This window comes from Lentibacillus halophilus (assembly GCF_055395055.1).
Window position 1 is genome coordinate 1,849,881 of record NZ_AP043750.1, and the last position, 25,142, is coordinate 1,875,022.

22 protein-coding genes and 3 rRNA genes are annotated in these 25,142 nt (G+C 44.9%); 18 read left to right on the plus strand and 7 right to left on the minus strand.

The window, feature by feature from the left end; all coding sequences use genetic code 11:
• Positions 1-89: 89 nt before the first annotated feature.
• Complete coding sequence (locus ACZ5Q7_RS09065) at positions 90-839, minus strand: hypothetical protein (protein WP_343751790.1); 750 nt, start codon at positions 837-839, stop codon at positions 90-92.
• Positions 840-1,283: 444 nt separating this feature from the next.
• Between ACZ5Q7_RS09065 and ACZ5Q7_RS09070 the strand changes: the two genes are divergently transcribed.
• From ACZ5Q7_RS09070 to rrf, 3 genes are all read left to right on the plus strand, one after another.
• Positions 1,284-2,852 (plus strand): 16S ribosomal RNA (locus tag ACZ5Q7_RS09070).
• Between the two features lie 149 nt (positions 2,853-3,001).
• A 23S ribosomal RNA gene (locus ACZ5Q7_RS09075) occupies positions 3,002-5,926 on the plus strand.
• A gap of 156 nt (positions 5,927-6,082) precedes the next feature.
• Positions 6,083-6,198: ribosomal RNA gene (gene rrf / locus ACZ5Q7_RS09080) — 5S ribosomal RNA — on the plus strand.
• The 16S, 23S and 5S rRNA genes sit together here, the layout of an rRNA operon.
• A gap of 410 nt (positions 6,199-6,608) precedes the next feature.
• Here rrf and ACZ5Q7_RS09085 read toward each other — a convergent pair.
• Together ACZ5Q7_RS09085 and ACZ5Q7_RS09090 are read right to left on the minus strand one after the other, a co-directional pair.
• Entirely contained in the window at positions 6,609-6,767 is a 159-nt protein-coding gene (locus tag ACZ5Q7_RS09085) for a hypothetical protein (protein WP_343750689.1), read from the minus strand.
• Positions 6,768-6,846: 79 nt separating this feature from the next.
• Entirely contained in the window at positions 6,847-8,115 is a 1,269-nt protein-coding gene (locus ACZ5Q7_RS09090; RefSeq protein WP_343750688.1) for a BaiN/RdsA family NAD(P)/FAD-dependent oxidoreductase, read from the minus strand.
• A 201-nt stretch (positions 8,116-8,316) separates the two neighbouring features.
• Between ACZ5Q7_RS09090 and ACZ5Q7_RS09095 the strand changes: the two genes are divergently transcribed.
• Positions 8,317-9,936 (plus strand): putative polysaccharide biosynthesis protein, encoded by a 1,620-nt coding sequence (locus ACZ5Q7_RS09095; RefSeq protein ID WP_343750687.1) that lies wholly within the window; start codon positions 8,317-8,319, stop codon positions 9,934-9,936.
• 14 nt (positions 9,937-9,950) lie between these two features.
• Entirely contained in the window at positions 9,951-10,664 is a 714-nt protein-coding gene (locus tag ACZ5Q7_RS09100) for a pseudouridine synthase (RefSeq protein ID WP_343750686.1), read from the plus strand.
• Positions 10,665-10,766: 102 nt separating this feature from the next.
• Here ACZ5Q7_RS09100 and ACZ5Q7_RS09105 read toward each other — a convergent pair whose 3' ends face one another.
• A complete protein-coding gene (locus ACZ5Q7_RS09105) occupies positions 10,767-10,985 on the minus strand; it encodes a DeoR family transcriptional regulator (protein WP_343750685.1) in 219 nt (72 codons plus the stop codon).
• Positions 10,986-11,154: 169 nt separating this feature from the next.
• On the opposite strand from ACZ5Q7_RS09105, the gene thpR reads away from it, so the two are divergent.
• Both thpR and ACZ5Q7_RS09115 read left to right on the plus strand, forming a co-directional pair.
• The gene (gene thpR / locus ACZ5Q7_RS09110; protein WP_343750684.1) at positions 11,155-11,715 is read left to right on the plus strand and encodes an RNA 2',3'-cyclic phosphodiesterase; all 561 of its coding nucleotides are present in this window, start codon (positions 11,155-11,157) and stop codon (positions 11,713-11,715) included.
• A gap of 199 nt (positions 11,716-11,914) precedes the next feature.
• Complete coding sequence (locus ACZ5Q7_RS09115; RefSeq protein ID WP_343750683.1) at positions 11,915-12,730, plus strand: phosphotransferase family protein; 816 nt, start codon at positions 11,915-11,917, stop codon at positions 12,728-12,730.
• Here ACZ5Q7_RS09115 and ACZ5Q7_RS09120 read toward each other — a convergent pair.
• A complete protein-coding gene (locus tag ACZ5Q7_RS09120; protein WP_343750681.1) occupies positions 12,717-13,004 on the minus strand; it encodes a YtzH-like family protein in 288 nt (95 codons plus the stop codon). The genes ACZ5Q7_RS09115 and ACZ5Q7_RS09120 overlap by 14 nt on opposite strands.
• Before the next feature lie 75 nt (positions 13,005-13,079).
• Between ACZ5Q7_RS09120 and trmB the strand changes: the two genes are divergently transcribed.
• Both trmB and ACZ5Q7_RS09130 read left to right on the plus strand, forming a co-directional pair.
• Entirely contained in the window at positions 13,080-13,718 is a 639-nt protein-coding gene (gene trmB, locus ACZ5Q7_RS09125) for a tRNA (guanosine(46)-N7)-methyltransferase TrmB (protein ID WP_343750680.1), read from the plus strand.
• Between the two features lie 239 nt (positions 13,719-13,957).
• The gene (locus tag ACZ5Q7_RS09130) at positions 13,958-14,812 is read left to right on the plus strand and encodes a YtnP family quorum-quenching lactonase (RefSeq protein ID WP_343750679.1); all 855 of its coding nucleotides are present in this window, start codon (positions 13,958-13,960) and stop codon (positions 14,810-14,812) included.
• Positions 14,813-14,936: 124 nt separating this feature from the next.
• Here ACZ5Q7_RS09130 and ACZ5Q7_RS09135 read toward each other — a convergent pair whose 3' ends face one another.
• Positions 14,937-15,251, minus strand: a complete 315-nt coding sequence (locus ACZ5Q7_RS09135; protein WP_343750677.1) for a PepSY domain-containing protein — start codon at positions 15,249-15,251, stop codon at positions 14,937-14,939.
• 166 nt (positions 15,252-15,417) lie between these two features.
• On the opposite strand from ACZ5Q7_RS09135, the gene ACZ5Q7_RS09140 reads away from it, so the two are divergent.
• Both ACZ5Q7_RS09140 and ACZ5Q7_RS09145 read left to right on the plus strand, forming a co-directional pair.
• The gene (locus tag ACZ5Q7_RS09140; RefSeq protein WP_343750676.1) at positions 15,418-16,482 is read left to right on the plus strand and encodes a M42 family metallopeptidase; all 1,065 of its coding nucleotides are present in this window, start codon (positions 15,418-15,420) and stop codon (positions 16,480-16,482) included.
• Positions 16,483-16,488: 6 nt separating this feature from the next.
• The gene (locus tag ACZ5Q7_RS09145; RefSeq protein WP_343750675.1) at positions 16,489-16,995 is read left to right on the plus strand and encodes a DUF84 family protein; all 507 of its coding nucleotides are present in this window, start codon (positions 16,489-16,491) and stop codon (positions 16,993-16,995) included.
• A 348-nt stretch (positions 16,996-17,343) separates the two neighbouring features.
• Here the strand turns inward: ACZ5Q7_RS09145 and ACZ5Q7_RS09150 are convergent, their stop codons facing one another.
• Positions 17,344-17,784: a YtoQ family protein gene (locus ACZ5Q7_RS09150; protein WP_343750674.1), complete on the minus strand. Its 441-nt coding sequence runs from the start codon at positions 17,782-17,784 to the stop codon at positions 17,344-17,346.
• Between the two features lie 155 nt (positions 17,785-17,939).
• Here ACZ5Q7_RS09150 and ACZ5Q7_RS09155 point away from each other — a divergent pair, with 155 nt between their 5' ends.
• From ACZ5Q7_RS09155 to ACZ5Q7_RS09185, 7 genes are all read left to right on the plus strand, one after another.
• The gene (locus ACZ5Q7_RS09155; RefSeq protein WP_343750673.1) at positions 17,940-18,473 is read left to right on the plus strand and encodes a hypothetical protein; all 534 of its coding nucleotides are present in this window, start codon (positions 17,940-17,942) and stop codon (positions 18,471-18,473) included.
• A 136-nt stretch (positions 18,474-18,609) separates the two neighbouring features.
• Positions 18,610-18,927, plus strand: coding sequence for a thioredoxin family protein (locus ACZ5Q7_RS09160; protein WP_343750672.1), 318 nt, complete (start codon positions 18,610-18,612; stop codon positions 18,925-18,927).
• A 16-nt stretch (positions 18,928-18,943) separates the two neighbouring features.
• Positions 18,944-19,762, plus strand: coding sequence for a DUF1444 domain-containing protein (locus tag ACZ5Q7_RS09165; protein ID WP_343750671.1), 819 nt, complete (start codon positions 18,944-18,946; stop codon positions 19,760-19,762).
• A 155-nt stretch (positions 19,763-19,917) separates the two neighbouring features.
• Positions 19,918-22,110 (plus strand): DNA translocase FtsK, encoded by a 2,193-nt coding sequence (locus ACZ5Q7_RS09170; RefSeq protein WP_343750670.1) that lies wholly within the window; start codon positions 19,918-19,920, stop codon positions 22,108-22,110.
• Positions 22,111-22,497: 387 nt separating this feature from the next.
• Positions 22,498-23,820 carry a UDP-N-acetylmuramate--L-alanine ligase gene (gene murC, locus ACZ5Q7_RS09175; RefSeq protein WP_343750669.1) on the plus strand — a complete coding sequence of 441 codons (1,323 nt, stop codon included), beginning with the start codon at positions 22,498-22,500 and terminating at the stop codon, positions 23,818-23,820.
• Between the two features lie 260 nt (positions 23,821-24,080).
• A complete protein-coding gene (locus tag ACZ5Q7_RS09180) occupies positions 24,081-24,488 on the plus strand; it encodes a DUF948 domain-containing protein (RefSeq protein WP_343750668.1) in 408 nt (135 codons plus the stop codon).
• A gap of 30 nt (positions 24,489-24,518) precedes the next feature.
• Positions 24,519-24,938 carry a YtxH domain-containing protein gene (locus ACZ5Q7_RS09185; RefSeq protein ID WP_343750666.1) on the plus strand — a complete coding sequence of 140 codons (420 nt, stop codon included), beginning with the start codon at positions 24,519-24,521 and terminating at the stop codon, positions 24,936-24,938.
• Positions 24,939-25,142: the final 204 nt, after the last annotated feature.

The following is a 25,142-nucleotide window of genomic DNA, read 5'->3' on the forward strand; positions in this document are numbered from 1 at the left end:
GATCTCGCCCAGTGTATGGGAGGAGATCCTTTTTTAATAATGGATTATTGCGGGTCAGTCGTCATAAAGCAGAAAGGGAGGACGTGATATTAATTGCTTGGTACCCATTCCGTCTTTAAAATAATCCATTGATCTTTTTCAAAATACCATAAGGTTTCCACCGTTCCGAGTTGATCACTGCGGAACGCGCCACTGATTCGTTGTTTACTTTTTAATCCATATCCTTTTTGCTTATTGATTTTAACTGGTTTAAAGGACGCAATCGGCTCAATCATGGGGGCGTTTTCTTCAATTAACTCTCCATTTTGATCATAAATACCGAGTTCAATGTAACGGGAATCTCGATCACTAATATCCACGATAGAGGGATCTTTATCAGGCGCAATTTTTACTTCCACTTGAAAATCATCTTTGAACATGGCTTGAATAAATGTTTGCTTTGGAAGCGGTATTTGTTTAAGTTGGTTTTTTTGTACGGTATGCAGTTGATAGTCATACAAATTGGCCTTTTTGTTAGATAAACTCTGATACAGAATATCCTTTACACCGTCATGATTTAAATCATGGAAATGCATTTGCGGTTCATAGCCGCCATCATACTGGATTTCCCATTCGCCTCCATCTTTAGAAGATAGGAAAGCCCAGGTATCCATGTAGTATTTTGTATCGTCTGCAAATGATACTCCTTTTAATGTAATGGTTTCCTTCTCCGTATCACCGGTTACATCGTTGTTATAGGAAGCAAGGTGTTTGGGAGCCGGTTTATTATTTTCTTCTGCCATCACCGTAAATGGAATCAGTAATAACGCAAACACTAGTAATCGAATACCATTTTTCATTTATATCACCTCGGACTGTCTGGTTGGATTACTTTGTTCCATTTTCATGCATATTATGTATGGTGTTTATTCAGGAAAAAATTCATTGAATTTCTTTGTTGTATACCATTGACTTTTTTCTTGTGAGGTAGTAATATAACTCTTGCTGCTTAAAAACAGCACACATTTAATTCACTCATTCATTCCATTGATCAATTTTATTTAAAAAAGTATTGACAGTCGGTTATGACGGTGATATAATAATTTTTGCTGTCGGGGAAAGACAGCGACAGACAATTCGTTGCTCCTTGAAAACTGAACAAAACAGCCAGTATGACAGATGGATGTCAGAGGCAGGAAGTCGGAATGCTGATGTGTATATCGGCTGAATGACTTACCCCTTGAAATCCACAAAAATAAGCGAAGCCAATGAACGGCTGATCGGTGTCAGTCGTATCCCAAACTTTTTTGGAGAGTTTGATCTTGGCTCAGGACGAACGCTGGCGGCGTGCCTAATACATGCAAGTCGAGCGCGGGAAGCAGACAATCGCCCTTCGGGGCGTGCGTCTGTGGAACGAGCGGCGGACGGGTGAGTAACACGTGGGCAACCTGCCCGAAAGACCGGGATAACTTGCGGAAACGTGAGCTAATACCGGATAATGCCTTTCCCCGCATGGGGGATGGCTGAAAGACGGCCTTTGTGCTGTCACTTACGGATGGGCCCGCGGCGCATTAGTTAGTTGGTGAGGTAAGAGCTCACCAAGGCGACGATGCGTAGCCGACCTGAGAGGGTGATCGGCCACACTGGGACTGAGACACGGCCCAGACTCCTACGGGAGGCAGCAGTAGGGAATCTTCCGCAATGGACGAAAGTCTGACGGAGCAACGCCGCGTGAGTGATGAAGGTCTTCGGATCGTAAAACTCTGTTGTCAGGGAAGAACAGGCGTGGTTCGAACAGGGCCATGGTTTGACGGTACCTGACCAGAAAGCCCCGGCAAACTACGTGCCAGCAGCCGCGGTAATACGTAGGGGGCGAGCGTTGTCCGGAATTATTGGGCGTAAAGGGCGCGCAGGCGGTCTTTTAAGTCTGATGTGACATCTCGCGGCTCAACCGCGAGCGGTCATTGGAAACTGGGAGACTTGAGTACAGAAGAGGAGAGTGGAATTCCACGTGTAGCGGTGAAATGCGTAGAGATGTGGAGGAACACCAGTGGCGAAGGCGACTCTCTGGTCTGTTACTGACGCTGAGGCGCGAAAGCGTGGGTAGCGAACAGGATTAGATACCCTGGTAGTCCACGCCGTAAACGTTGAGTGCTAGGTGTTAGGGGGTTTCCGCCCCTTTGTGCTGAAGTTAACGCATTAAGCACTCCGCCTGGGGAGTACGGCCGCAAGGCTGAAACTCAAAAGAATTGACGGGGGCCCGCACAAGCGGTGGAGCATGTGGTTTAATTCGAAGCAACGCGAAGAACCTTACCAGGTCTTGACATCCTCTGACAGCGGCAGAGATGCCGTGTTCCCTTCGGGGACAGAGTGACAGGTGGTGCATGGTTGTCGTCAGCTCGTGTCGTGAGATGTTGGGTTAAGTCCCGTAACGAGCGCAACCCTTAATCTTAGTTGCCAGCATTAAGTTGGGCACTCTAAGGTGACTGCCGGTGACAAACCGGAGGAAGGCGGGGATGACGTCAAATCATCATGCCCCTTATGACCTGGGCTACACACGTGCTACAATGGATGGAACAAAGGGACGCGAAGCGGCGACGTGATAGCCAATCCCACAAAACCATTCCCAGTTCGGATTGCAGGCTGCAACTCGCCTGTATGAAGCCGGAATCGCTAGTAATCGCGGATCAGAATGCCGCGGTGAATACGTTCCCGGGCCTTGTACACACCGCCCGTCACACCACGAGAGTTGGCAACACCCGAAGTCGGTGAGGCAACCATTTTGGAGCCAGCCGCCGAAGGTGGGGCCAATGATTGGGGTGAAGTCGTAACAAGGTAGCCGTATCGGAAGGTGCGGCTGGATCACCTCCTTTCTAAGGACGAATGAGAAAACGGATGTCATACATGGCTGTTTGGTTCAGTTTTGAGGGAGCAACCCTCATGAATCAGCCACCTTTGGTGGTTGTTGCACCTTGAAAACGGAATAAGAGCCATCCATTTCAATGATTAATAATGAAACAATGGTTAAGTGACCAAGGGCGCACGGTGGATGCCTTGGCACCGGGAGCCGATGAAGGACGGGACCAACACCGATATGCCCTGGGGAGTCGTAAGCAGACGTTGATCCGGGGATTTCCGAATGGGGGAACCCGCTGTCCGTAATGGGACAGCATGCGTATCTGAATTCATAGGATGCGCACGGCACACCCGGGGAACTGAAACATCTCAGTACCCGGAGGAAAAGAAAGCAAACGCGATTTCCCGAGTAGCGGCGAGCGAAACGGAACCAGCCCAAACCGGAAAGATAGCTTTCCGGGGTTGATAGGACACTCCATGGGAGTCATCAAGAAATGGCTTAGACGAAACGGTCTGGAATGACCGGCCGGAGAAGGTAAAAGCCCTGTAGTCGACAAGCCATTTCCTCCGGAGTGGATCCTGAGTACGGCGGAACACGAGAAATTCCGTCGGAATCTGGGAGGACCATCTCCCAAGGCTAAATACTCCCCGGTGACCGATAGTGAACCAGTACCGTGAGGGAAAGGTGAAAAGCACCCCGGAAGGGGAGTGAAAAAGACCCTGAAACCGTGTGCCTACAAGTAGTCGGAGCCCGTTAATGGGTGACGGCGTACCTTTTGTAGAATGGACCGGCGAGTTGCGTTCGTATGCAAGGTTAAGTGGCCAACACGGAGCCGTAGCGAAAGCGAGTCTGAAGCAGGGCGCATAAGTATACGGGCGCAGACCCGAAACCGTGTGATCTACCCATGTCCAGGGTGAAGGTCAGGTAACACTGACAGGAGGCCCGAACCCACGTATGTTGAAAAATGCGGGGATGAGGTGTGGGTAGAGGTGAAATGCCAATCGAACACGGAGATAGCTGGTTCTCTCCGAAATAGCTTTAGGGCTAGCCTCAAGGCATGCGTTCCGGAGGTAGAGCACTGATTGAACGAGGGGCCCTCATCGGGTTACCGAATTCAGTCAAACTCCGAATGCCGGCAACGTAACACCTTGGGAGTCAGACCATGGGTGATAAGGTTCATGGTCGAGAGGGAAACAGCCCAGACCGCCAGCTAAGGTCCCCAAGTATACGTTAAGTGGAAAAGGATGTGGCGTTGCCCGGACAACCAGTATGTTGGCTTAGAAGCAGCCATCATTTAAAGAGTGCGTAATAGCTCACTGGTCGAGTGACGCTGCGCCGATAATGTAGCGGGGCTAAACGTATCACCGAAGCTGCGGATTGTTCATGCGAACAATGGTAGGAGAGCGTTCCGGATGCTGCGAAGTCGGACCGTGAGGACCGGTAGAGCGTCTGGAAGTGAGAATGCCGGTATGAGTAGCGAAAAAAGAGTGAGAATCTCTTTCACCGAATGCCTAAGGGTTCCTGAGGAAGGTTCGTCCGCTCAGGGTAAGTCGGGACCTAAGCCGAGGCCGAAAGGCGTAGGCGATGGCTAACAGGTCGATAATCCTGTACCACCTCGTGAGCGTTGGAACGATGGGGGGACGCAGAAGGATACGGAAAGCGCACCGATGGATGTGTGCGTCCAAGCAGCAAGGGTGTTGGGCAGGCAAATCCGCTCAACGCATCCTGAGCTGTGACGGGGAGGGAAATCAAGTACCGAAGTTCCGGATTTCACACTGCCGAGAAAAGCCTCTAGTGAGTTCACAGGTGCCCGTACCGCAAACCGACACAGGTAGGCACGGAGAGTATCCGAAGGTGTTCGGGAGACCTCTCGTTAAGGAACTCGGCAAAATGACCCCGTAACCTCGGGAGAAGGGGTGCTCACTTACGTGAGCCGCAGTGACCAGGCCCAAGCGACTGTTTACCAAAAACACAGGTCTCTGCAAAGCCGAAAGGCGATGTATAGGGACTGACACCTGCCCGGTGCTGGAAGGTTAAGGGGATGCGTTAGCGCGCTCGGCGCGCGAAGCGTTGAACCGAAGCCCCAGTAAACGGCGGCCGTAACTATAACGGTCCTAAGGTAGCGAAATTCCTTGTCGGGTAAGTTCCGACCCGCACGAAAGGTGCAACGACTTGGGCACTGTCTCAACGAGAGACCCGGTGAAATTATACTATGCGTGAAGATGCGCATTACCCGCGACAGGACGGAAAGACCCCGTGGAGCTTTACTGCATCTTGATATTGAATGTTGGTGCAGCTTGTACAGGATAGGTGGGAGCCGTCGAAGCGTGAGCGCCAGCTTACGTGGAGGCATCCGTGGGATACCACCCCGGCTGTACGAACATTCTAACCCAGGGCCGTGATCCGGTCCGGAGACAGTGTCAGGCAGGCAGTTTGACTGGGGCGGTCGCCTCCCAAAAGGTAACGGAGGCGCCCAAAGGTTCCCTCCGAATGGTTGGAAATCATTCACAGCGTGCAAAGGCATAAGGGAGCTTGACTGCGAGACTGACACGTCGAGCAGGGACGAAAGTCGGGCTTAGTGATCCGGTGGTTCCGCATGGAAGGGCCATCGCTCAACGGATAAAAGCTACCCCGGGGATAACAGGCTTATCTCCCCCAAGAGTTCACATCGACGGGGAGGTTTGGCACCTCGATGTCGGCTCATCGCATCCTGGGGCTGTAGTCGGTCCCAAGGGTTGGGCTGTTCGCCCATTAAAGCGGTACGCGAGCTGGGTTCAGAACGTCGTGAGACAGTTCGGTCCCTATCCGTCGTGGGCGCTGGAAGTTTGAGAGGAGCTGTCCTTAGTACGAGAGGACCGGGATGGACACACCGCTGGTGCACCAGTTGTTCCGCCAGGAGCACGGCTGGGTGGCTACGTGTGGTCAGGATAAGTGCTGAAAGCATCTAAGCATGAAGCCCCCCTCAAGATGAAACTTCCCATCACGTTCAGTGAGTAAGATCCCTCCAAGACGAGGAGGTAGATAGGTCCGGGGTGGAAGCGTGGCAACACGTGAAGCTGACGGATACTAATCGATCGAGGACTTAACCACACATTTCACATTGGAATGGCCTAATGTTCTTATTCCGTTTTCAGGGTGCAATTGAAAAAAACCCTTGCATTTTTCGACGATAACGGCTATAATGATCCTTGGCCTTGATAAATATCGGGTTTGGGTATCCATTATCGTTGATTGTCACAACTTAGGTCTGGCGGTATTAGCGGAGAGGACACACCTGTTCCCATGCCGAACACAGCCGTTAAGCTCTCCAGCGCCGATGGTAGTCGGGGCCTTGCCCCCGCGAGAGTAGGACACCGCCAGGCAAACTGAAAAGTCAGTGTATCGAATATTTTCGAATACGCTGGCTTTTTTTATTTAGTAAATCATTGACCTTAAAAAGACCGTTAACGAAATCGGTAAACTTGCGCAGTTCTGCGGAAAGTTGCGCATTCAAGGATCAAGTCGCGCAATAATCGGTTAATTCGCGCAGCTTTGGATGAAGGTCACGCAGTTCAGAGCGAAAGTCGCGCGATAATAGGGTGAGGTTGCGCAGTTCGAGGCGAAACTCGCGCGATAACCACACAACTCGTGCGGTCATGGGGTAAGGTCGCGCAACTCAAAGCAAAATTCGAGCGACTATGATGAAAACTCACGCAGCTCAATCCACGCTATCCATAAAAAGCGCACCTATAGCTGATAGGTGCGCGAAAATAAATAATGGGAATCGATCCAGTTAAAACGGCTGACTTTTATTCATTTGAGAAACGACGGGAATCATTTGCTGCATGGCTTGTCCGAAATTACGATTGCTTCTCGTCATGCTATAATAAGTTGCCGCTCCAACACCGACCGATGCAACTAGGGGAAGCCACATATTATTGTTCTGCTGCATGATTGTTCCTTCCTTTCTGTTGGTTAAAAGTCCCCTTACATACTTAGTATGGTTGAAATAACAGAAAAGATGCCCGGAATCAACTGCCAAGAGAGGAAGCTTCCAATGCGGCATTCATCCCTGCGATACGTCCGGTTACCAAGGCGGATGTAATGTTATAACCGCCTGTATATCCGTGGATGTCGAGGATCTCACCACAAAAATACAGTCCATGCATAATTTTGGATTGCATCGTGTTGGGTACGATTTCTTTTATGGAGATACCGCCGCCGGTTACAAATGCTTTACGAAGTGGAAGAGAGCCATGAACATCAAAACGAAATTTCTTCAAATGCTGAACAAGGCTGCGAATCACATTATGAGCGACGCCAGCTGCTTTCTGATCACCGTCCACGTTATTTTGAGCAAGCATATGATCCAGCAGTTTTTCAGGGATCACATGTTTCAAAACATTTCGAATGGATTTTTTAGGGTTGTTTGTTATCGCTGTTATCATGGACTGGAATAATTGCTGTTCGGACTCATCAGGGAACACATCAAGCTGCATGGGAACAGCTTCCCGTCCTTTCATCAGCTCTTTGACAACGAATTGAGAACACCGCAGGACAGCTGGACCGGAAATACCAAAATGGGTGAAGATCATGTCCAGCTGGTGGGTGATCATTGGTTTATGTTTTTTATTCAGTACAGACAGTGCGACATTTCGTAATGACAATCCTTGTAAGTGTTTTTGCTTGATGAATGGTTCGTCTGAGGTTAAGGCTACTTCGGTCGGATAAAGTTCCGTCACTGTATGACCAGCTTTTTTTGCCCATTCATAGCCATCTCCGGTTGACCCGGTGTGGGGGACAGCTTTTCCACCCACAGCGATAATTACTGATGATGCCTGGATTTTTTCACCGGATTCAAGGATAATCGTATGTTCCTGCTCCCCGTAGTGAATGGCTTTCACCGGGGTGTTCATGCGAATGTCAATATTTTGTTCGCTGAGTTTGTTGATGAGTGCATTGACCACGGATTTGGCTGAATTAGATACAGGGAACATGCGTCCATTGTCTTCTTCCTTTAGATGGACACCCATATTCTCAAAGTAATCAATGATATCGTAATTATTGAAAACGGCAAAGGGACTGTACAGAAATTTTCCATTACCTGGGATGTGTCGAATCACTTCTTCTTCGGGAAGTCGATTCGTCACGTTGCAGCGTCCCCCGCCAGAGATGGCCAATTTGGTCCCCAGTTTTTTTCCTTTTTCAATTAAAATTGCTTTGGATCCGTGCTCGGCGGCAGCTATTGACGCCATTAATCCGGATGGTCCGCCACCGATGACTGCTGTATCGTAAGACAATAGGCTTCATTCCTTTCGTTGGCATTTTAGCACGGATTACGGCAAAAAACGACTGGATGTACATAAATTTATCTTTGGTATTATTCCACATTTGCAGGCTAATAAAGACCATTCCCAAAATGATATTCTCTTTATAATGATTTTTGTATGATGTATGCTAAAATAGCGAATGTGTAACTTATACGTGATGCAGGTGAAAACATGTCAAATATTATTAAAGGAACAATGATGCTTACCAGTGCAACATTTTTATCGAAATTATTAGGAATGATTTACGTTATTCCGTTTAATGCGCTCGTTGGGAAATCTGGTGGGACATTGTTCCAGTTTGCCTATACGCCTTATACGATTTTAATCAGTTTCTCGACCATCGGTGTACCAATGGCTGTTTCCAAATTTGTTTCAAAATATAATGCGCTTGGTGATTATGAAACAGGCATGCGTATGTTCAAAGCAGGCATGATGTTAATGGCGGCAACGGGTATCATTGCTTTTCTCATCATGTTTTCCAGTGCTAATCTTTTGGCTGAGCAAATGATTACCAATGAAAAGGAAGGAAGCATAGCTGCATCGGATGTCGCTATGGTGATCCGGATGGTAAGTATAGCGCTGTTGGTTATACCGTCCATGAGCATTGTTCGCGGATTTTTCCAAGGGTATGAATCCATGGAGCCAACAGCAGTTTCGCAAGTTGTGGAACAAATTATCCGGATTGGTTTTATTCTAAGCGCTGCATTTGTTATTACGGTGCTGCTCGACGGATCCAAGATTACTGCGGTGGGATTTTCCGCTTTTGCGGCATTCATCGGTGCGCTGGCCTCTAGTGCTGTTCTGTGGTGGTTTTGGCGGCGACGCAAAACACAAATATACGCCCAAATAAATAAACAAAACTACACGTATGATTTGTCGATGAAAAGGTTATTTGCCGAATTGTTTCGCTATGCTGGTCCGTTTGTCGTAGTTGGTGTTGCTGTTCCAATGTATCAATTGATTGACCAGTTCACATTTGAGCGGGCAATGACAGCTATTGGCAAAAAGGACCTGTTTGAAACAGCGAATGCGGCTATCAATTTTTACGGTCATAAACTGGTTATTATTCCGGTAACGATTGCGACCGGCCTGTCTTTGGCTATTATTCCAGCATTGACGAAAACATTCACACAAAAAGACCGGGCTTTAATGAATCAGCAAATCCATCAGGCATTACAAATTGTACTTGTTCTCGTTGTTCCGGCTGTTGCCGGCTTATCAATGTTGTCTGACGTTGCATATGGTTCGTTGTATGGCATGGATCAAATTGGGTATACCGGCAGCTTGCTTGGTTGGTATGCACCGGTCGGGTTATTGTTTGCCCTGTTCACCGTTACATCGTCCATCCTGCAGGGAATTAATGAACAACGATTTGCTATTATCAGTTTAGCCGGGGGTTTGTTGGTCAAAATGCTTTTAAATATCCAGCTGATTCATATGTTTGGTGCCAAAGGTGTGATCTTAGGCACGATGCTGGCTACAGGTACAGCGGTTGCTCTGAATTTATGGCGCATTCGCAAGGCTATTCGATTTCCGTTCAGACAGACCTATAAACGTTTTTTGCTTATTGGTATTTTCACCGCCATGATGTGCTTGGTTATTTGGATTGTCAAAGCGGTATTCGGAATGTTTTTGGCGTATGAAACGAAGCAGTTATCGGCTGTCATTGTACTTATTGCAGGTGTTGGCATCGGAGGCGGTATCTATCTTTGGTTCAGTTATCAGTCCACTTTGCTTGAACGGGTGCTGGGAGATCGTGTGAAGGTACTCGACCATTTATTTCGCAAATGAAGGAGGCTATCGAAATGCGCCTGGATAAATTGTTGGCAAACATGGGCTATGGAAGTCGAAAAGATGTGAAAGCACTGATTAAGAAAAAACAGGTGACCATTAATGGGAGAGCAGTCAAGAACACAGCACAGCAGTTAAATCCTGAAAAAGATACAACTGCTGTGAATGGAGAACCGATCATCTACCGGAAGTATGTTTATATTATGATGAATAAACCATCAGGCTATGTTTCAGCAACGGTGGATAATCGAGATCAAACGGTTGTTGACCTGTTGCCTGATGATTATTATGTTTTTGCTCCTTTTCCTGTCGGCAGACTCGATAAGGATACAGAGGGGTTGTTGCTTATAACGAATGACGGAGATTTGGCCCACAGGCTCACGTCTCCCCGAAAAAATATAGAAAAAACGTATTACGTAACAATTAGTGGGCCCGTGACCGAGGAAGATAAGCAGATGTTTGCCGATGGAATAACTTTGGAGGATGGCTATCAAACCAAACCGGCCGCGTTGACCATTCTGAGGACAGGGGGAACATCGGAAGCCGAAATAACGATCACGGAGGGAAAATATCACCAAATCAAACGAATGGTCGCAGCGGCCGGAAAAAAAGTGCTTTTTTTAAAACGGATCCGAATGGGGCCTTTAACATTGGATCCGGCTTTGGAATCCGGTAGCTTCCGTGAATTAACAGCAGGTGAAGTAGAAAAGTTGCAAAATGAAAATTGAAGCCGATAAGAGATATGTCAGCTAAAGACGGCTGGATATTCGAAACAGAACGCTCAGCCGAATAACACCCGCTGCTGGAAGGATACAATCGCTGAAATCGACTCAGGATATATGGACAGGTTTATCTGTTATTGTCCATTTACCGCGCACAGGACTTTCAACAAGTCCATTATGGGTTAAAATGTGTAAATCCCGTTGCACGGTCCGATCCGTCGTCCCAAATTCGTCGGCAATGTCACTGGTGGAAACAGTCCCTTTTTCTCTGATATAAAGGTAGACAGCTTTCACTCTTGTCAGCATACGCGATGTTGTTTGATTCAAAAAACCACTCCCTAATGAATGTCATTATCTCGTGGTGCTCGTGAATCGTTCTTGTTTACATTTTACACTTAATTTGGTAAAGACTAAAGTGAAAAGTAATTGTGTTGCGAAAACTTTTTCATTTTTAATAAAGTATACGATACATAATAGAAAAAAATGAGGGCTAATTATGAATTTATCTCATTATTTTATAGCCATTCCTCTATCAGAGCAGTGGAAGCAGTGGTTGGCTGTAAGACAGTCTGAGATCAAGAGACAACTACCGTATAAACAGTGGACACACCGTGACGATCTGCATGTGACCATGAAATTTCTCGGTCCCGTTGCCGACAGCGATCTTGATATGCTTCTGGAACAGTTACACGGGCTCGAAACAATATTTGCATTTCATGTTCATGCCGGGGAATTGGGAACATTCGGAAACCCTTCTGCACCGCGCGTGTTATGGACTGGTGTGGAAAAAACACCCGATTTGATTAACCTGCATCAGTGTGTGGAAGCAGCGGCCGCTGATGCGGGGTTCCAACCGGAAAAACGACCATTTAAGCCTCATATCACCCTGGCTAAGAAATGGAACGGGTCAAAAATGGACATGAAGCCGTGGCAAGAACGTTATAGTACGCAGCATGTGTTCACAGTTGACCAAGTGACTGTTTATCGCATTTTTCCGGCCCAGCTGCCTAAGTATCAATCGATCCGTACGTTTGATTTGCTAAAGGGTAACCATTAAGGGGGCAATTGATCAAGCAGCTAGACAACATCCGTGAAGCGTTCGAAATGAAAAAATGATGAATGTATGTGACACAGGGAAATAGGAAAAACTTCTTGGCGAAATGGGAATTTTGCTTGAAAATGCCCGGCATTTCCGATAATCTATTTTCATGTGTCTGTTTATGATTACAAACTTTGAATGATTTGAGGTATGTGCGGTGAATTGGCTTCAACAAGCAGTAGGAAAAGAATGGAATATTCATCCTGCCGGTGGACTGACAGGTGATGCGTATGTAGCGAAAAAAAATGAACAGCGTCTTTTCCTGAAGCGAAATTCCTCTCCATTTCTTGCTGTTCTGTCAGCCGTAGGGATTGTTCCCAAGCTTGTATGGACAAAACGCATGGAAAACGGGGATGTCATTACGGCTCAAGAATGGCTGGAGGGCCGGGAACTACATCCGGAAGAAATGCAGCATTACCGAGTTGCCGCGCTGTTGGCCAAAATCCACCAGTCGTCCGAGTTATTGCACATGCTCATGCGACTCGGCAAAAAACCGGCGACAGCAGATGACCGTTTTACAGAAATGATTGGGTACTTAAAAACAAATGGACTCATTGATTTGCATAAAGAAATCCGTGAGTCCATTGAGTATTTGCATCGTCTTTTGCCTGTCACGCGTAACCAACAGAAAGTTGTCTGTCATTGTGATTTGAATCATCATAATATGATTTGGACCAAGCAGGATCAGCTGTACCTTGTGGATTGGGATAATGCCATGATCGCGGATCCGGCGATGGATTATGGGTTTATATTAAAATGGTATATACCACGGGAAAACTGGAATGATTGGCTTTATCGATATGGCATCACGCATGATAATCAGTTGATTGAACGCATTCACTGGTATTTGATAATGGATTCGCTGTATTATTTAAACTGGCATTATGAACGGAATGAAATCCGGAAAGCGCATGAACGCTTGTCTGATCTGCGTGATTTGAACCATCATGTCAGAACCATTATTTTAGACTGATTCCGCTGATGGCGTTCACCCAACGATCGATATTTTCCTTGTTGGCATGGACGTGTTCTTCGTCATTATGGGCATTTTCACCTTGCCGGCCGTAGTTGTAAATCTCCGGTAAAAATTGAAGGAGCTGTTCGTCTGAGATACAATTATCAGCCATCATCGACTGAACCAGCCGTTTAATTTGTTGATACTCAGATATAGCGCCACAGCAATCCTCTGTTTGTTCTGTCAAAATGTCATGAAGAAGCTGCAATTGATTGTTTACCGTCAACGTCATTGGAATTCACCTCAACATACAGTATGGACAAATTTGGGATATTTATGCTTAGGAATAAAGGGAGGTGCATATGGAATGAGGCAACGCCATCGAGCTTGGGCGGATGACTTTCTGAGGAATAACACGAATTTGGTTATCCCAGAACCGGAAAAACAAAAAGGCCATTGGAGAGAGTTGTTTGCCCGGGACCTGCCTATTCATTTAGAAATCGGAACAGGGAAGGGTCAGTTTATCAATGGCATGGCTGAGCGCCATCCGGATGTTAATTTTATTGGCATTGAACTGGCGAAAAGCATTATCGTCATGGCGGGTTCCAAAATAAAAAATTCCGGTCGGACAAACGCTCTTTTAATCCATGCGGATGCATCTGACTTAACAGAATTATTCGCTGAAAATGAGATTGCTTCTATTTATTTGAATTTTTCCGATCCATGGCCAAAAAAACGCCATGCGAAGAGACGGCTGACGTTTCATACATTTTTACAACAATATCAACACATTTTGCAGCCCGGCGGGGAAATGACTTTGAAAACGGATAACCAAGGGCTGTTTGAATATTCCCTTGTCAGCTTCTCTTCGTTTGGACTCGAACTGAAAGACGTGTTTCTCGACCTGCACGATGCCAATGACCCGGAAAATGTTATGACCGAATACGAAGAGAAATTTGCTGCACAAGGCCAACCCATCTACTGCTGCCGCGCTCAATTTACATAACTTTTCTATCAAAGTTTATTGTTGCAATGGTTCTTATCGTTGACATAGTAAGCGGTATTCAAGAAAATGTTTAATCCGTGGGCATTTTAATTCCCACGGATGGGTTGTGGAGAACATTATTAATTGATGACGTTCTATTTCTCGCCTTTACGCCACTGATTGGTCCACATTCAGAGGCAAAACTATTATTCATTGGTTCATGCGTGATAAACTGACGATAGAGGTAAAGGAGGAGTTATATGGAATCATTGCAAATTGGGCGGGCTGAATTGACGTGGTTGAACGGCGGTGTTAACTTCCTTGACGGCGGGGCCATGTTTGGTGTTGTTCCGAAAGCACTTTGGGGAAAAAAGTACCCCTATAATGAGAAAAATCAGATTGAATTGCGGACAGATCCGATTCTCCTGCAGATTGATGGGAAAAATTATATCATTGATTCGGGAATGGGCAACGGAAAATTAACGGACAAACAAATTCGCAATTTTGGTGTCCGTGAAGAGTCATACATTGATCAGTCATTGGCTGAATTAGAGCTGTCAACCGATGATATCGATGCGATGTTGATGACGCATTTGCATTTTGATCATGCTTGCGGGCTTACGAAACCAACAGATAACGGCTATGAATCTGTTTTTAAAAATGCTGATATCTATGTTTCCCGGGTGGAATGGGATGAAATGCGCAACCCTAATATTCGATCGGCCAACACATATTGGGAGATGAACTGGAAATCTATACAGGGGCAAGTACAGCCATTTGAACAGGAATGGACGGTGACAGACGGTTTGAAGATGATTCACACGGGCGGTCACAGCGACGGTCATTCTATATTGCTGTTTGAAGATGGGGGCGAAACGTGGATTCATATGGCGGATATCATGCCGACGAACGCACATCAGAATAAACTGTGGGCGCTTGCTTATGATGATTACCCGGTAACGTCCGTTCACCAAAAAGAAAAGTGGATGGACTACGGGTATAAAAACCAAGCATGGTATACCTTTTATCATGATGCTTATTTCCGGGCCATTCAATTTAATGAATCCGGTAATAGGGTGAAGGCAGTGGAACGACAACGGCATGACTATGAGTGAGATGATCCAACCAACCGTCTGCTTACGAGTTCCACAGGGGATCGGTTCATGATGTTACCCTATTTTCCGACACCTGCCTAAACGGGAAAAAGCCATCTGCATGGCAAATGGCTTTTTCATAACGTTATGTCGTCTCAACAGCGTCGATGACGACTCCTGAGTCCGCATCAATGTAGAACTCATACTGTTTGTGTTCTCCATCAATGGTCCGGGTGATACCACCGCGGTAAGCGTTATACAGAAGATCGTGTTTTTCATATTGTTCCGGTTTCATGTAAATCCATGAACCACTGATGGGTCCTTGTTGTTTAAAAGTTTCTTTTGCTTTCTTAAGTGCTTTCTCCGGTGTCACTGTCTGGTAGCGATCCAGCTGCTGTTTTACCGTGTATCCTGCCGCAATGCCAGCAACAGCCGCAATAACGATATTTCTTTTCTTCATGTAACTATCACCTCTGGAATTTTTCAAGTACTTTTTCAATATATTTTTAGTATAACGGAAAATAGGAAAAATAAAAACCAATAGAATAATGTCGGTGGAAAGACGATATCTCTTTCCGTTATACTTGTTTTACTACATACACGTACTGTATAAGGAGGAACCATTCATGAATCAAGAAACCAAGGATTTGTTCAAACGTCTGACTGAATTGCCAGGTGCTCCAGGAGATGAGAACGCTGTACGGTCATTTATGCGTGGCGAATTGGAAAAATATGCTGATGACGTCATCCAGGATAATCTGGGCGGTGTTTTTGGAGTCAGAAATGGCGGCGGTCCGCGGATAATGGTTGCCGGCCATATGGATGAAGTAGGTTTCATGGTTACCCAGATCACCCAAAATGGCATGATCCGCTTTCAAACGCTTGGCGGTTGGTGGAGCCAGGTGATGTTAGCGCAGCGTGTGCAAATCATGACCGATGAAGGACGAGTCACGGGTGTCATTGGTTCGACACCACCGCATAATTTGACTCCTGAACAAAAGAAAAAGCCAGTGGATCCCCAAGACATGCTGATAGACATTGGCGCTGATGACCGTGACGACGCTGAGACAATTGGTATCCGTCCCGGCCAGTCGGTTGTTCCGATTTGTCCATTTACACCGATGGCCAATGAAAAAAAGATTCTTGCCAAAGCGTGGGATAATCGGTACGGTTGTGGGCTATCAGTAGAGCTGATGAAAGAACTTCAAGGTCAGTCCATTCCGAATACCCTGTATTCCGGTGCAACGGTGCAGGAAGAGGTAGGATTGCGGGGTGCCAAAGTTGCCGCCAATATGATTCAGCCGGATCTTTTCTTCGCACTTGATGCCTCTCCTGCTAATGATATGACTGGTGATGGCGAGGCATTCGGTCAACTTGGTAAGGGGGCGTTATTGCGGATCTTTGACCGGACGATGATCACTCATCGCGGCATGCGGGAATTTATACTCGACACAGCAGAGTCCAGCGATATCCCGTATCAATATTTCCTATCACAGGGCGGAACGGATGCCGGAAGTGTTCACACCGCTAACGATGGCATTCCATCGGCCGTTGTTGGTATATGTTCCCGTTATATTCATACGTCATCCTCAATCATTCATGTGGACGATTACCAGGCGGCAAAAGACTTGCTGGTGAAATTAATTCAATCGACGGATCAAAACACGGTGGAAACCATTAAATCGAAATAAGGTGACATGATGAAGATTGCAGTTGGTTCAACAAATCCTGCTAAAATAGCGGCGGTTCAGGACGTTTTTTTCTCAGACAGCGTCGTGGCCAACAATGTTCCGTCATTGGTAAACAACCAGCCGTTTTCAGACGCGGAAACAAGACAGGGTGCTATCAACCGAGCATCCGAATGCATGAAAACGACGTCGTCTGCTGATGTCGGGATTGGATTGGAAGGTGGTGTCATGACTGTCGGTGGTGTGCTGCATTTGTGCAATTGGGGCGCGCTCGTCACTGCTGAACATACCGTTTTCACTGCCAGTGGAGCTCGGATTCCGTTGCCTGAACATATAAAGAATGAACTCACAGCCGGAAGAGAACTTGGTGATGTGATGGACAGCTATGCCCAGCGGCAGAACGTGCGTCATGAGGAAGGTGCCATAGGAATTTTCACCAATGAGCATATGGAACGCAAAGACATGTTTGTTCACGTTATCAGGCTGTTAAATGGTCAGTGGGACTATTGGAAGTGAGATACTTCTTTTCTAGAGAAGCTTACTGACCTATTGCCATAAAGCATTCAATTGCTTTTCCCACTTTTGTGTTAACACGGAGCTGGGACAAAAGATGTTTAGTAAAATAAAAATCCGAACTATAATCCAAAAAAGTCTGAATCGGTTCGGATTTTTCGTTTAGCGTAGGAAAAACACGAAGACTCCTGCGGGATGAAAAGCCTAGATAAGACCCCGCAGTGCGACGAGCACGAGGAGGCTTATCAGCGCCCGCGGAAAGCGTAGTGTTTTTCCGGAGCGGTGACTACGTCTTAACTATATTGTTCGTGTTTAGAAGTGAGTTGTTTAGTCTTGTCCCAGTCCCGTTTTTTAATCGTACAAATAGTCAAGAACCTTAAGAGCTTGATCGATCGTTTCTACGGTGACATTTGCTTTATTGGACAATTCTTTCAGCGGATGGACTAACGAATCAGGTCGCACAATAATGGTTGGTTTGTTCATGGTGATGGCAGTGCTGGCATCCATGGCCGTGTTCCACTGTTTATAGTTTTCTCCGAATAGAGCAATAACGATGTCCGCTTTCTGCATCATCACCTCTGTGCGAAAGTTATTAATGGCGGATGCTGCATCGTCTCTGTACATATTTCCCGGCTGTTTTCCCAATATGTCCTCACCGATATTGTCGGATCGTTCGTGATTGGTCTGTGGGGCAACAAACGTTAATGGGAGCTTTTTTTCCGCAGCCTTTGATTTCAGCTGTTCTCGCCAGTCATCGTGAATCTGGCCTGCCAGATAGACCATCAGTTCCAAGAAAATCGCCTCCTTTTATCCTATCTTCCTCCATCTTAACTGGTTTTCTGAACAATGCAATCAAAAGAGGGATTCATGGAAATTTATCACCTTGCCAAATTAAAAAATCGTAGTATCATAAGATGAGGATAAGAAATGGACTTGGAGGCAAAACATTGCGAACAGTATATGTAATCCTGATCATCATAGGAAGTGTTCTTCTGTTGACAGGGTGTAATTTCATGCAATCGGAAAAGGAAGCTGTCAAAAATGCAGGGGAGGAAGCGAAAGAGCTATTTCATGCGGATAGTGATATTGAGAATAATCAAAAATTGGATACATTATCCATGTATGTACCATCTGGTTTAAACGTTGTCAAAGAAGAGGAAAATAATATTATTTTAAAAGATGGCGATCAAACATATATTGTTTTTTATAATAAGCTTGAAGGATCAAAAAGCAAACAGAGTTATAATGCAGCAAAAGCGAAATCAGATGAGGCATTGCTTCTGGATTCCTTTAGCGATAAAAAGAAATTCGGCTATATTCGAATTATGCCTGCTAATGACGATGATCAATATGAACTGCAAACAGGCATTGGTGGCGTTAAAATAACAACTCACACGCCGAAAAGAACGCTTCAAAGCGATGCTGAATCCATGATGAAAATGGCACGATCCATAGCTTTGAGCAACAATCAAAGTGAGTAACTATTTTTTAACAAACGGTGGAGCAAGCATCTTTCTGTCTTTTTTATTTGAATGTATCGGGAATGATTGCCATCAGGACGATTGAATCAGACGGGAATCTTGGATATGATGGGAATGGCAATGGAGGTGGATGGAAATGAAAACATTGGAATCAATGGAACAATTTCAATATTATATTGATAGCAAACACGTTGTTGCTGTATTTTCTGCTGATTGGTGCCCGGACTGCCGTGTTATTGAACCAATATTACCGGAAATTGAAGAAACTTACACTGATTATACGTTTCTTTTAGTCGACCGCGATCGGTTTATCAATCTGTGCCAGACGTATGATGTTTTCGGCATACCAAGCTTTATCGCGTTTCGTAACGGTAAAGAAGCAGGCCGGTTTGTCAGTAAAGATCGAAAAACAAAAGAAGAAATCGAATCCTTTATGGAGGAAGTGAACGGATGAACGGAGGTGCTAGCAGATGGCAAAGATGACCAGCCTAAAGATGAAAAAAATGATGGAAGCACGCCTTGCGAAGCCGGAATTTCGTACGTCATACAATCGCGACAAGGATACCTTCCGCATTGAATGGCAAGATACAGGGCAAGGAATAACGATCACCCTTCCCAATGTTGTCTCTAAATATAATGAGCGTGGCGAGGCTGCTGTTGACGATCTTGAGGAACATGTTATCGAAGCATTAAAAATCATGCATGAAGAGCATGACTTGTCGGGCAAAGAAAAACAGATTTATCCTGTCATTCGTGCAACATCTTTCCCGACGGAAACCAATGCTGGCTCCACGCTTGTTTTTAGAGAGCATACGGCGGAGACGCGTGTTTTTTATGCGTTGGATCTCGGTAAATCTTATCGGCTCATTGATGAAGCCTTGCTGGAGGAAGAAAATTGGTCTTACAGCTGGATTGATGAAATAGCTTCATTTAATGTACGGTCGCTGGACAACGATTTCAAAAAGGATACGGTGGCCGAAAATGATTTTTATTTTGTTGCGAAGCAGGATGGCTATGATGCGAGCCGAATTTTAAATGAAGCATTTTTGGAAGAAATGCTGGCCGATGCCAAAGGGGAACTTGCGGTGGCTGTTCCGCATCAGGATGTGCTCATTTTGGCGGATATACAAAATAAGGCCGGTTACGATATACTGGCACAAATGACGATGAAATTTTTTGCAGAAGGTCGGATCCCTATCACATCATTGCCGTTTATTTATGAAGACAAAACATTGGAGCCTGTCTTCATACTGGCCAAAAACCGACCGGAAAAGAATGAAAAAGAATGATATACGAATGGGAGTTTTTTAGACCCAAAATGCTGCCTGATTTCATGAACAACCTGTGTCTTTTGAGGCAAGGGTTGTTTTTTTGTACTCCCATTCGAGACAAAATATTGTTAAACTAAACATAGTGCTATTTTGATAGAAATGAGTGAAAATATATGTGGGATCGATGGAAAAAGAAAATCAGCAGCCTTTTATTTGCGGAAAACGAAGATAAACATGATACAACTTCAGCGGAATGGGAAGAAAGCAAACAGGAACTCCACACGAAAATGACATACCAATACCCTGCTAGAAAGCCATTTCGCTTTCCTGTCATCCCTGATCATCCATCCAGAGAGGAACCGAATAACACAGAACGACCAGCATACACTCGAAAACAATCAAACGAAACGGATTCGACTCAACAGCAGTCTGAACCGTTAGCAGAGCAAGATAGGAAAATCTATAAGCCGGATAATAGCGAGCCATTTGAACCGAGTGATGTTCCCTCTCCTATTTTTGGGTTTCAGCAACGTGAACAACCGGAAGAAAAAGATATCGATATTCCAGCCTATCAGCGGAAACAGGATGGCTACCAGGAACCTGAATTCAAGACAGCGCAGTCGGAGAACAACATAGCTGAAGACAGAATGGATCAAGCAGCTGCAACCGTTGAGCCGTCTCTTCCTGAAGAAAAAGAAGAAGAAAAAGAAGAAGAAAAACCAAAACATGTTGAAGACAAGACTGAAAACGAGCAGCATGAACCGGTGCAACAACCACAACCACAACAGCGAAAAACGGACCGGAACAAAAGTCGTTCTGCAAATAAAAAAGATAAACAACAAACGAATCAGCAGACTTTACCATTTAATGTCATGATGTCAACCAATGATAAGAGGAAGTCCCAAAGTCGGCCAAAGCCACAACCTTCCCGTGCGTCTGAACCGAATAAGGAAGCAGAAAAAGCTAGCGTTGTGCCGTACTATTTACTTGATGATCCTGAGCCTGAAAGTGTGCAGGATGAACAATGGTTAACCAGCGAAAAGGAACTTCTTGAACAAACGCTAGATCATTTTCATATACGGGCAAAAGTCGTTCGCACCACCCAAGGGCCATCGGTGACACGATTTGAAATACAGCCGGAGCCGGGTGTTAAAGTAAGCAAAATCAAAAATTTGAGTGATGATTTAAAAATGAATATGGCAGCGAAAGATATTCGAATGGAAGCGCCTATTCCCGGGAAAAATACAATTGGTATTGAAATTCCCAACCAGCATGCTCAAAAAGTGGGACTGCAGGAAATTTTCGACTCAGAGCCTTTTCAATCAAGTAAGTCCCCTTTAACAGTTGCTCTTGGACAAAGCATTGAGGGCGCTGTAAAGGTTACGGACATTCAAAAAATGCCGCATGGAATGATAGCGGGGGCAACCGGATCGGGCAAAAGTGTTTGTATCAATTCCATTTTAATCAGCCTTTTATATAAAGCGCATCATGATGACGTGAAATTTTTAATGATTGATCCAAAAATGGTTGAATTAGCACCGTTCAATGGTATCCCGCATCTTATATCACCGGTGATTACGGACGTTAAAGCAGCGACAGCAGCCTTGAAATGGGCGGTCAATGAAATGGAGGAGCGCTATGATGCCTTTGTTCGGGAAGGCGTCCGGGATATGGAACGATTCAATAACAAAATGGCTCGCGAGCACCGCCAGGACGAACGAATACCGTTTATCGTTATCGTTATTGATGAGCTTGCTGACTTAATGATGGCCGCGCCACAGGATGTGGAGGATGCTATTAGCCGGATTGCTCAAAAAGCGCGAGCTTGTGGTATTCATTTGTTACTAGCCACACAGCGTCCGTCTGTTGATGTTATTACCGGTCTGATTAAGGCAAATATCCCTACACGAATCGCTTTCAGTGTATCGTCACAAGTCGATTCAAGAACCATTCTCGATAACGGCGGCGCTGAAAAGTTGCTCGGTAACGGAGACATGTTGTTCACCGAAAATGGAGCGGGTAAGAGTGTGCGTATCCAAGGTGCTTTTGTTTCTGATGATGAAATTGATCGGGTCACTGATTACGCAAGGTCCATTGCCGAACCGGTATATCAATTTGAACAGGAGCAGCTGTTGGCTCAGGTCACCAACGATGATGAAACGGATGATTTGCTTGATGATGTCATTGACTTTGTTGTGCAGAACAATAGTGCGAGTACATCACTGTTACAGCGGCATTTCAAAATTGGTTATAACCGAGCTGCAAGATTGATGGATGCTATGGAAAACCAGGGTATTATTGCACAACAAAACGGGAGCAAGCCGCGCGATGTATTGGTGACAGCTGACCAAATAGAAAGCTATTAATTCATTTGTATGTTTTCGTATGATTGATATATCATAGCGTGTATGAAATAGTATTGATGATAGCCGGCTCGTATTAGCAGTTTTAAATTTTGGCAGAAAAAATCAACAGAAAATTGGCAAGAAGAACATTCGTGGTCACTAATGTATATAATGTGGTAAAGCGACCAGTTCTTCAGGGAAACAGAAACCGGTTATGTTTATCATGTAATAAATGGTTTCCTCCCGCAAAGAGATACAGAATAATAGGAAACTGGAATTACAGTCAATTACATGGTCCATATTTCATTCTGAGAAACATTTTGCTATAATTGCTGAATAGCTGTCGGCTAGCGGTCAGCGTTGGTTATTACGGCATTTGTTTCAGACATATTTTTGGAGGTTCTTTTTATGACAACTTACCATTTTATTGGTATTAAGGGAACCGGAATGAGCGCTCTTGCCCATATTCTTTATGACTCCGGCGAGAAGGTACAGGGCTCTGATGTGGAAAAACGATTTTTTACACAAAAAGCACTTGAGGAAAAAAACATTCCAATCTTCCCTTTTTCAGAAACGAACATCAATGATGGCTGCATCGTCATCGCGGGTAATGCTTTTTCTGAAAATCATCCTGAAATATTGGAAGCACGTCGAAAAGGTTTGACGTTCTATCGTTATCATGAATTTTTAGGGGAGTGGTTGGAACAATTTTTAAGTATTGCTGTGACAGGTGCTCACGGGAAAACATCGACGACAGGTTTGCTAGCTCATGTTCTTGATGCATCCTTTCCGACGTCTTATTTAATCGGTGACGGAACTGGAAAAGGGCATGTGAACAGCAAATATTTTGTGTTTGAGGCATGTGAATACCGCCGTCATTTTCTCAGCTATAAACCAGATTATGCGATCATGACAAATATAGATTTTGACCATCCGGATTATTTTACGAGTATAGATGACGTTTTTCAAGCTTTCCAAATGATGGCTGATCAAGTGAAAAAGGGAATCATTGCATGCGGGGATGATAAACAGCTGCAACAGATACAAACCAAGGTGCCGGTTATCCATTATGGGTTCTCGGGCACAAATGATTTTCAGGCACAACATGTAACGGAAACAGCACAAGGCACAGCATTTGATGTATTTGTTCGTGATACGTATTATGACACGTTCGAAATCCCGATGTTTGGGAATCATAACGTTCTGAACGCATTGTCTGTCATTGCTATTTGTCATTATGAAGACATGAAGACCGAAACGATCAAACATCTTCAAAACTTCACGGGTGTCAAACGACGATTCACAGAAAAACAAATAGGCCATCAAATCCTTGTGGATGATTATGCCCATCATCCAAAAGAGATTACCGCTACTATCGATGCGGCCCGGAGGAAATTCCCAAATAAAGACATCACTGCTATTTTTCAACCGCACACATTCACTCGTACAAAAACGTTTTTGCAAGAATTCGCCGACAGCCTAAATCTGGCTGATCAAGTCTATTTATGCGATATTTTTGGATCCGCAAGGGAAGACAGCGGAAAACTCACCATTTATGATCTGCAGAAGCGTATTGATGGCAGCACTATCCTAAATTTGTACAATACAGATTTGCTTTCGTGTCAAGAAAACAGTGTTCTTCTTTTTATGGGAGCAGGGGATATCCAGAAGTTTCAAGAAGCGTATGAGAACTATCTCACGTCTTTTATGAGTGGCCAAATGAATGCTTGAAAAAAGTGCCTGTGTGAAGCAGGCCTTTTTAATTTTTGTAATAAATTTCAGCATATTTATCGAAATTGAAGAAAAAATTCGTTATAGTAAGAGTGAGTGGTTGTGTGGAATGATGGTACGACTGGTATGTTTAAATTATTGGATGAAGGGAATGGGTTATTAGATTCTTTTCTTTCCTGAACAGCCAGTGTCGTCAGTCTGGACGTAAATACCCGATCATGCATCCAACTGACTGCTGAATGGAAGGAGCTGATTACAAAATGGAATTATTGCTGTATATTGCTGTACTTATTGCTGCTGTTGCATTTGCAGTACTTGTCATCTACACAGTCATGACATTGAAATCCATGCAGCGTACCATGATGAATGCTACGCAGACATTGGAAAATCTGGAAAGTCAGATGGAGGGGGTCACAACAGAAACATCAGAACTGCTGGAAAAGACGAATAAACTGGCCGATGATGTTAATCAAAAATCGGAGAAGTTAAATGGTTTATTTGACAGTGCGCAAGGAATTGGAAAAACAGCCAGTGACCTTAACGGATCCCTGCAGAAATGGTCTGACAGTGTTTCCAAAGCAGCTGCCTATGATCAGGACAAGGCTTCGGAAGCATTAAAGTGGGGAAATGCCGTTGTGGATTTTTGGAGAAAGAAAAAGAATAAATAAAAAATGAAAGCCAAAGGAGGAGAAATAATTATGGGGAACAATGAAGAAGAAGGATTTAACGGGAATGAATTTGCTCTTGGTGCTATGATTGGTGCTATTGGGGGTGCTCTTACAGCACTTCTGCTCGCTCCGAAGTCCGGCAATGAACTTCGTGATGACATAAATTCCGGAGCGTCGGATCTAAAGGTTCGTGCTGGCGATTGGAAAGGTAAAGCATATGAAAAAGGAACAGAAATAAAAGATACAGCCGTCAACAAAGGATCTGAATGGAAAGATAAAGCCTATGAGAAAGGCGCTGAGTTGAAGGAAAAAGCAGTCGATTCCAAAACGAAATTGACAGAGAAAGCACAAGCGATGACATCATCAAAAGACGGGGAAAACCAAAACAATGATGATGCACAGAGTGAAACAGCTGCAACAGATGAAGGAACAGAGCATACATTAACGTAAACACCCATCACTCGGGAGTTAACACAAAATACTATATGTGCAAATAAACATAGGAAGGCCGGTGAATGGTTCCCGGCCTTCATTTTGTCGGAATAAAATAATAACTCTTTCGTTAAAGTGTTAAACCGTGATAAAAGTATGAAATTTAAATGAAGGGATGACAATGAAAAAGCTATGCTATATAATTGTCTCTAATTATTCCAA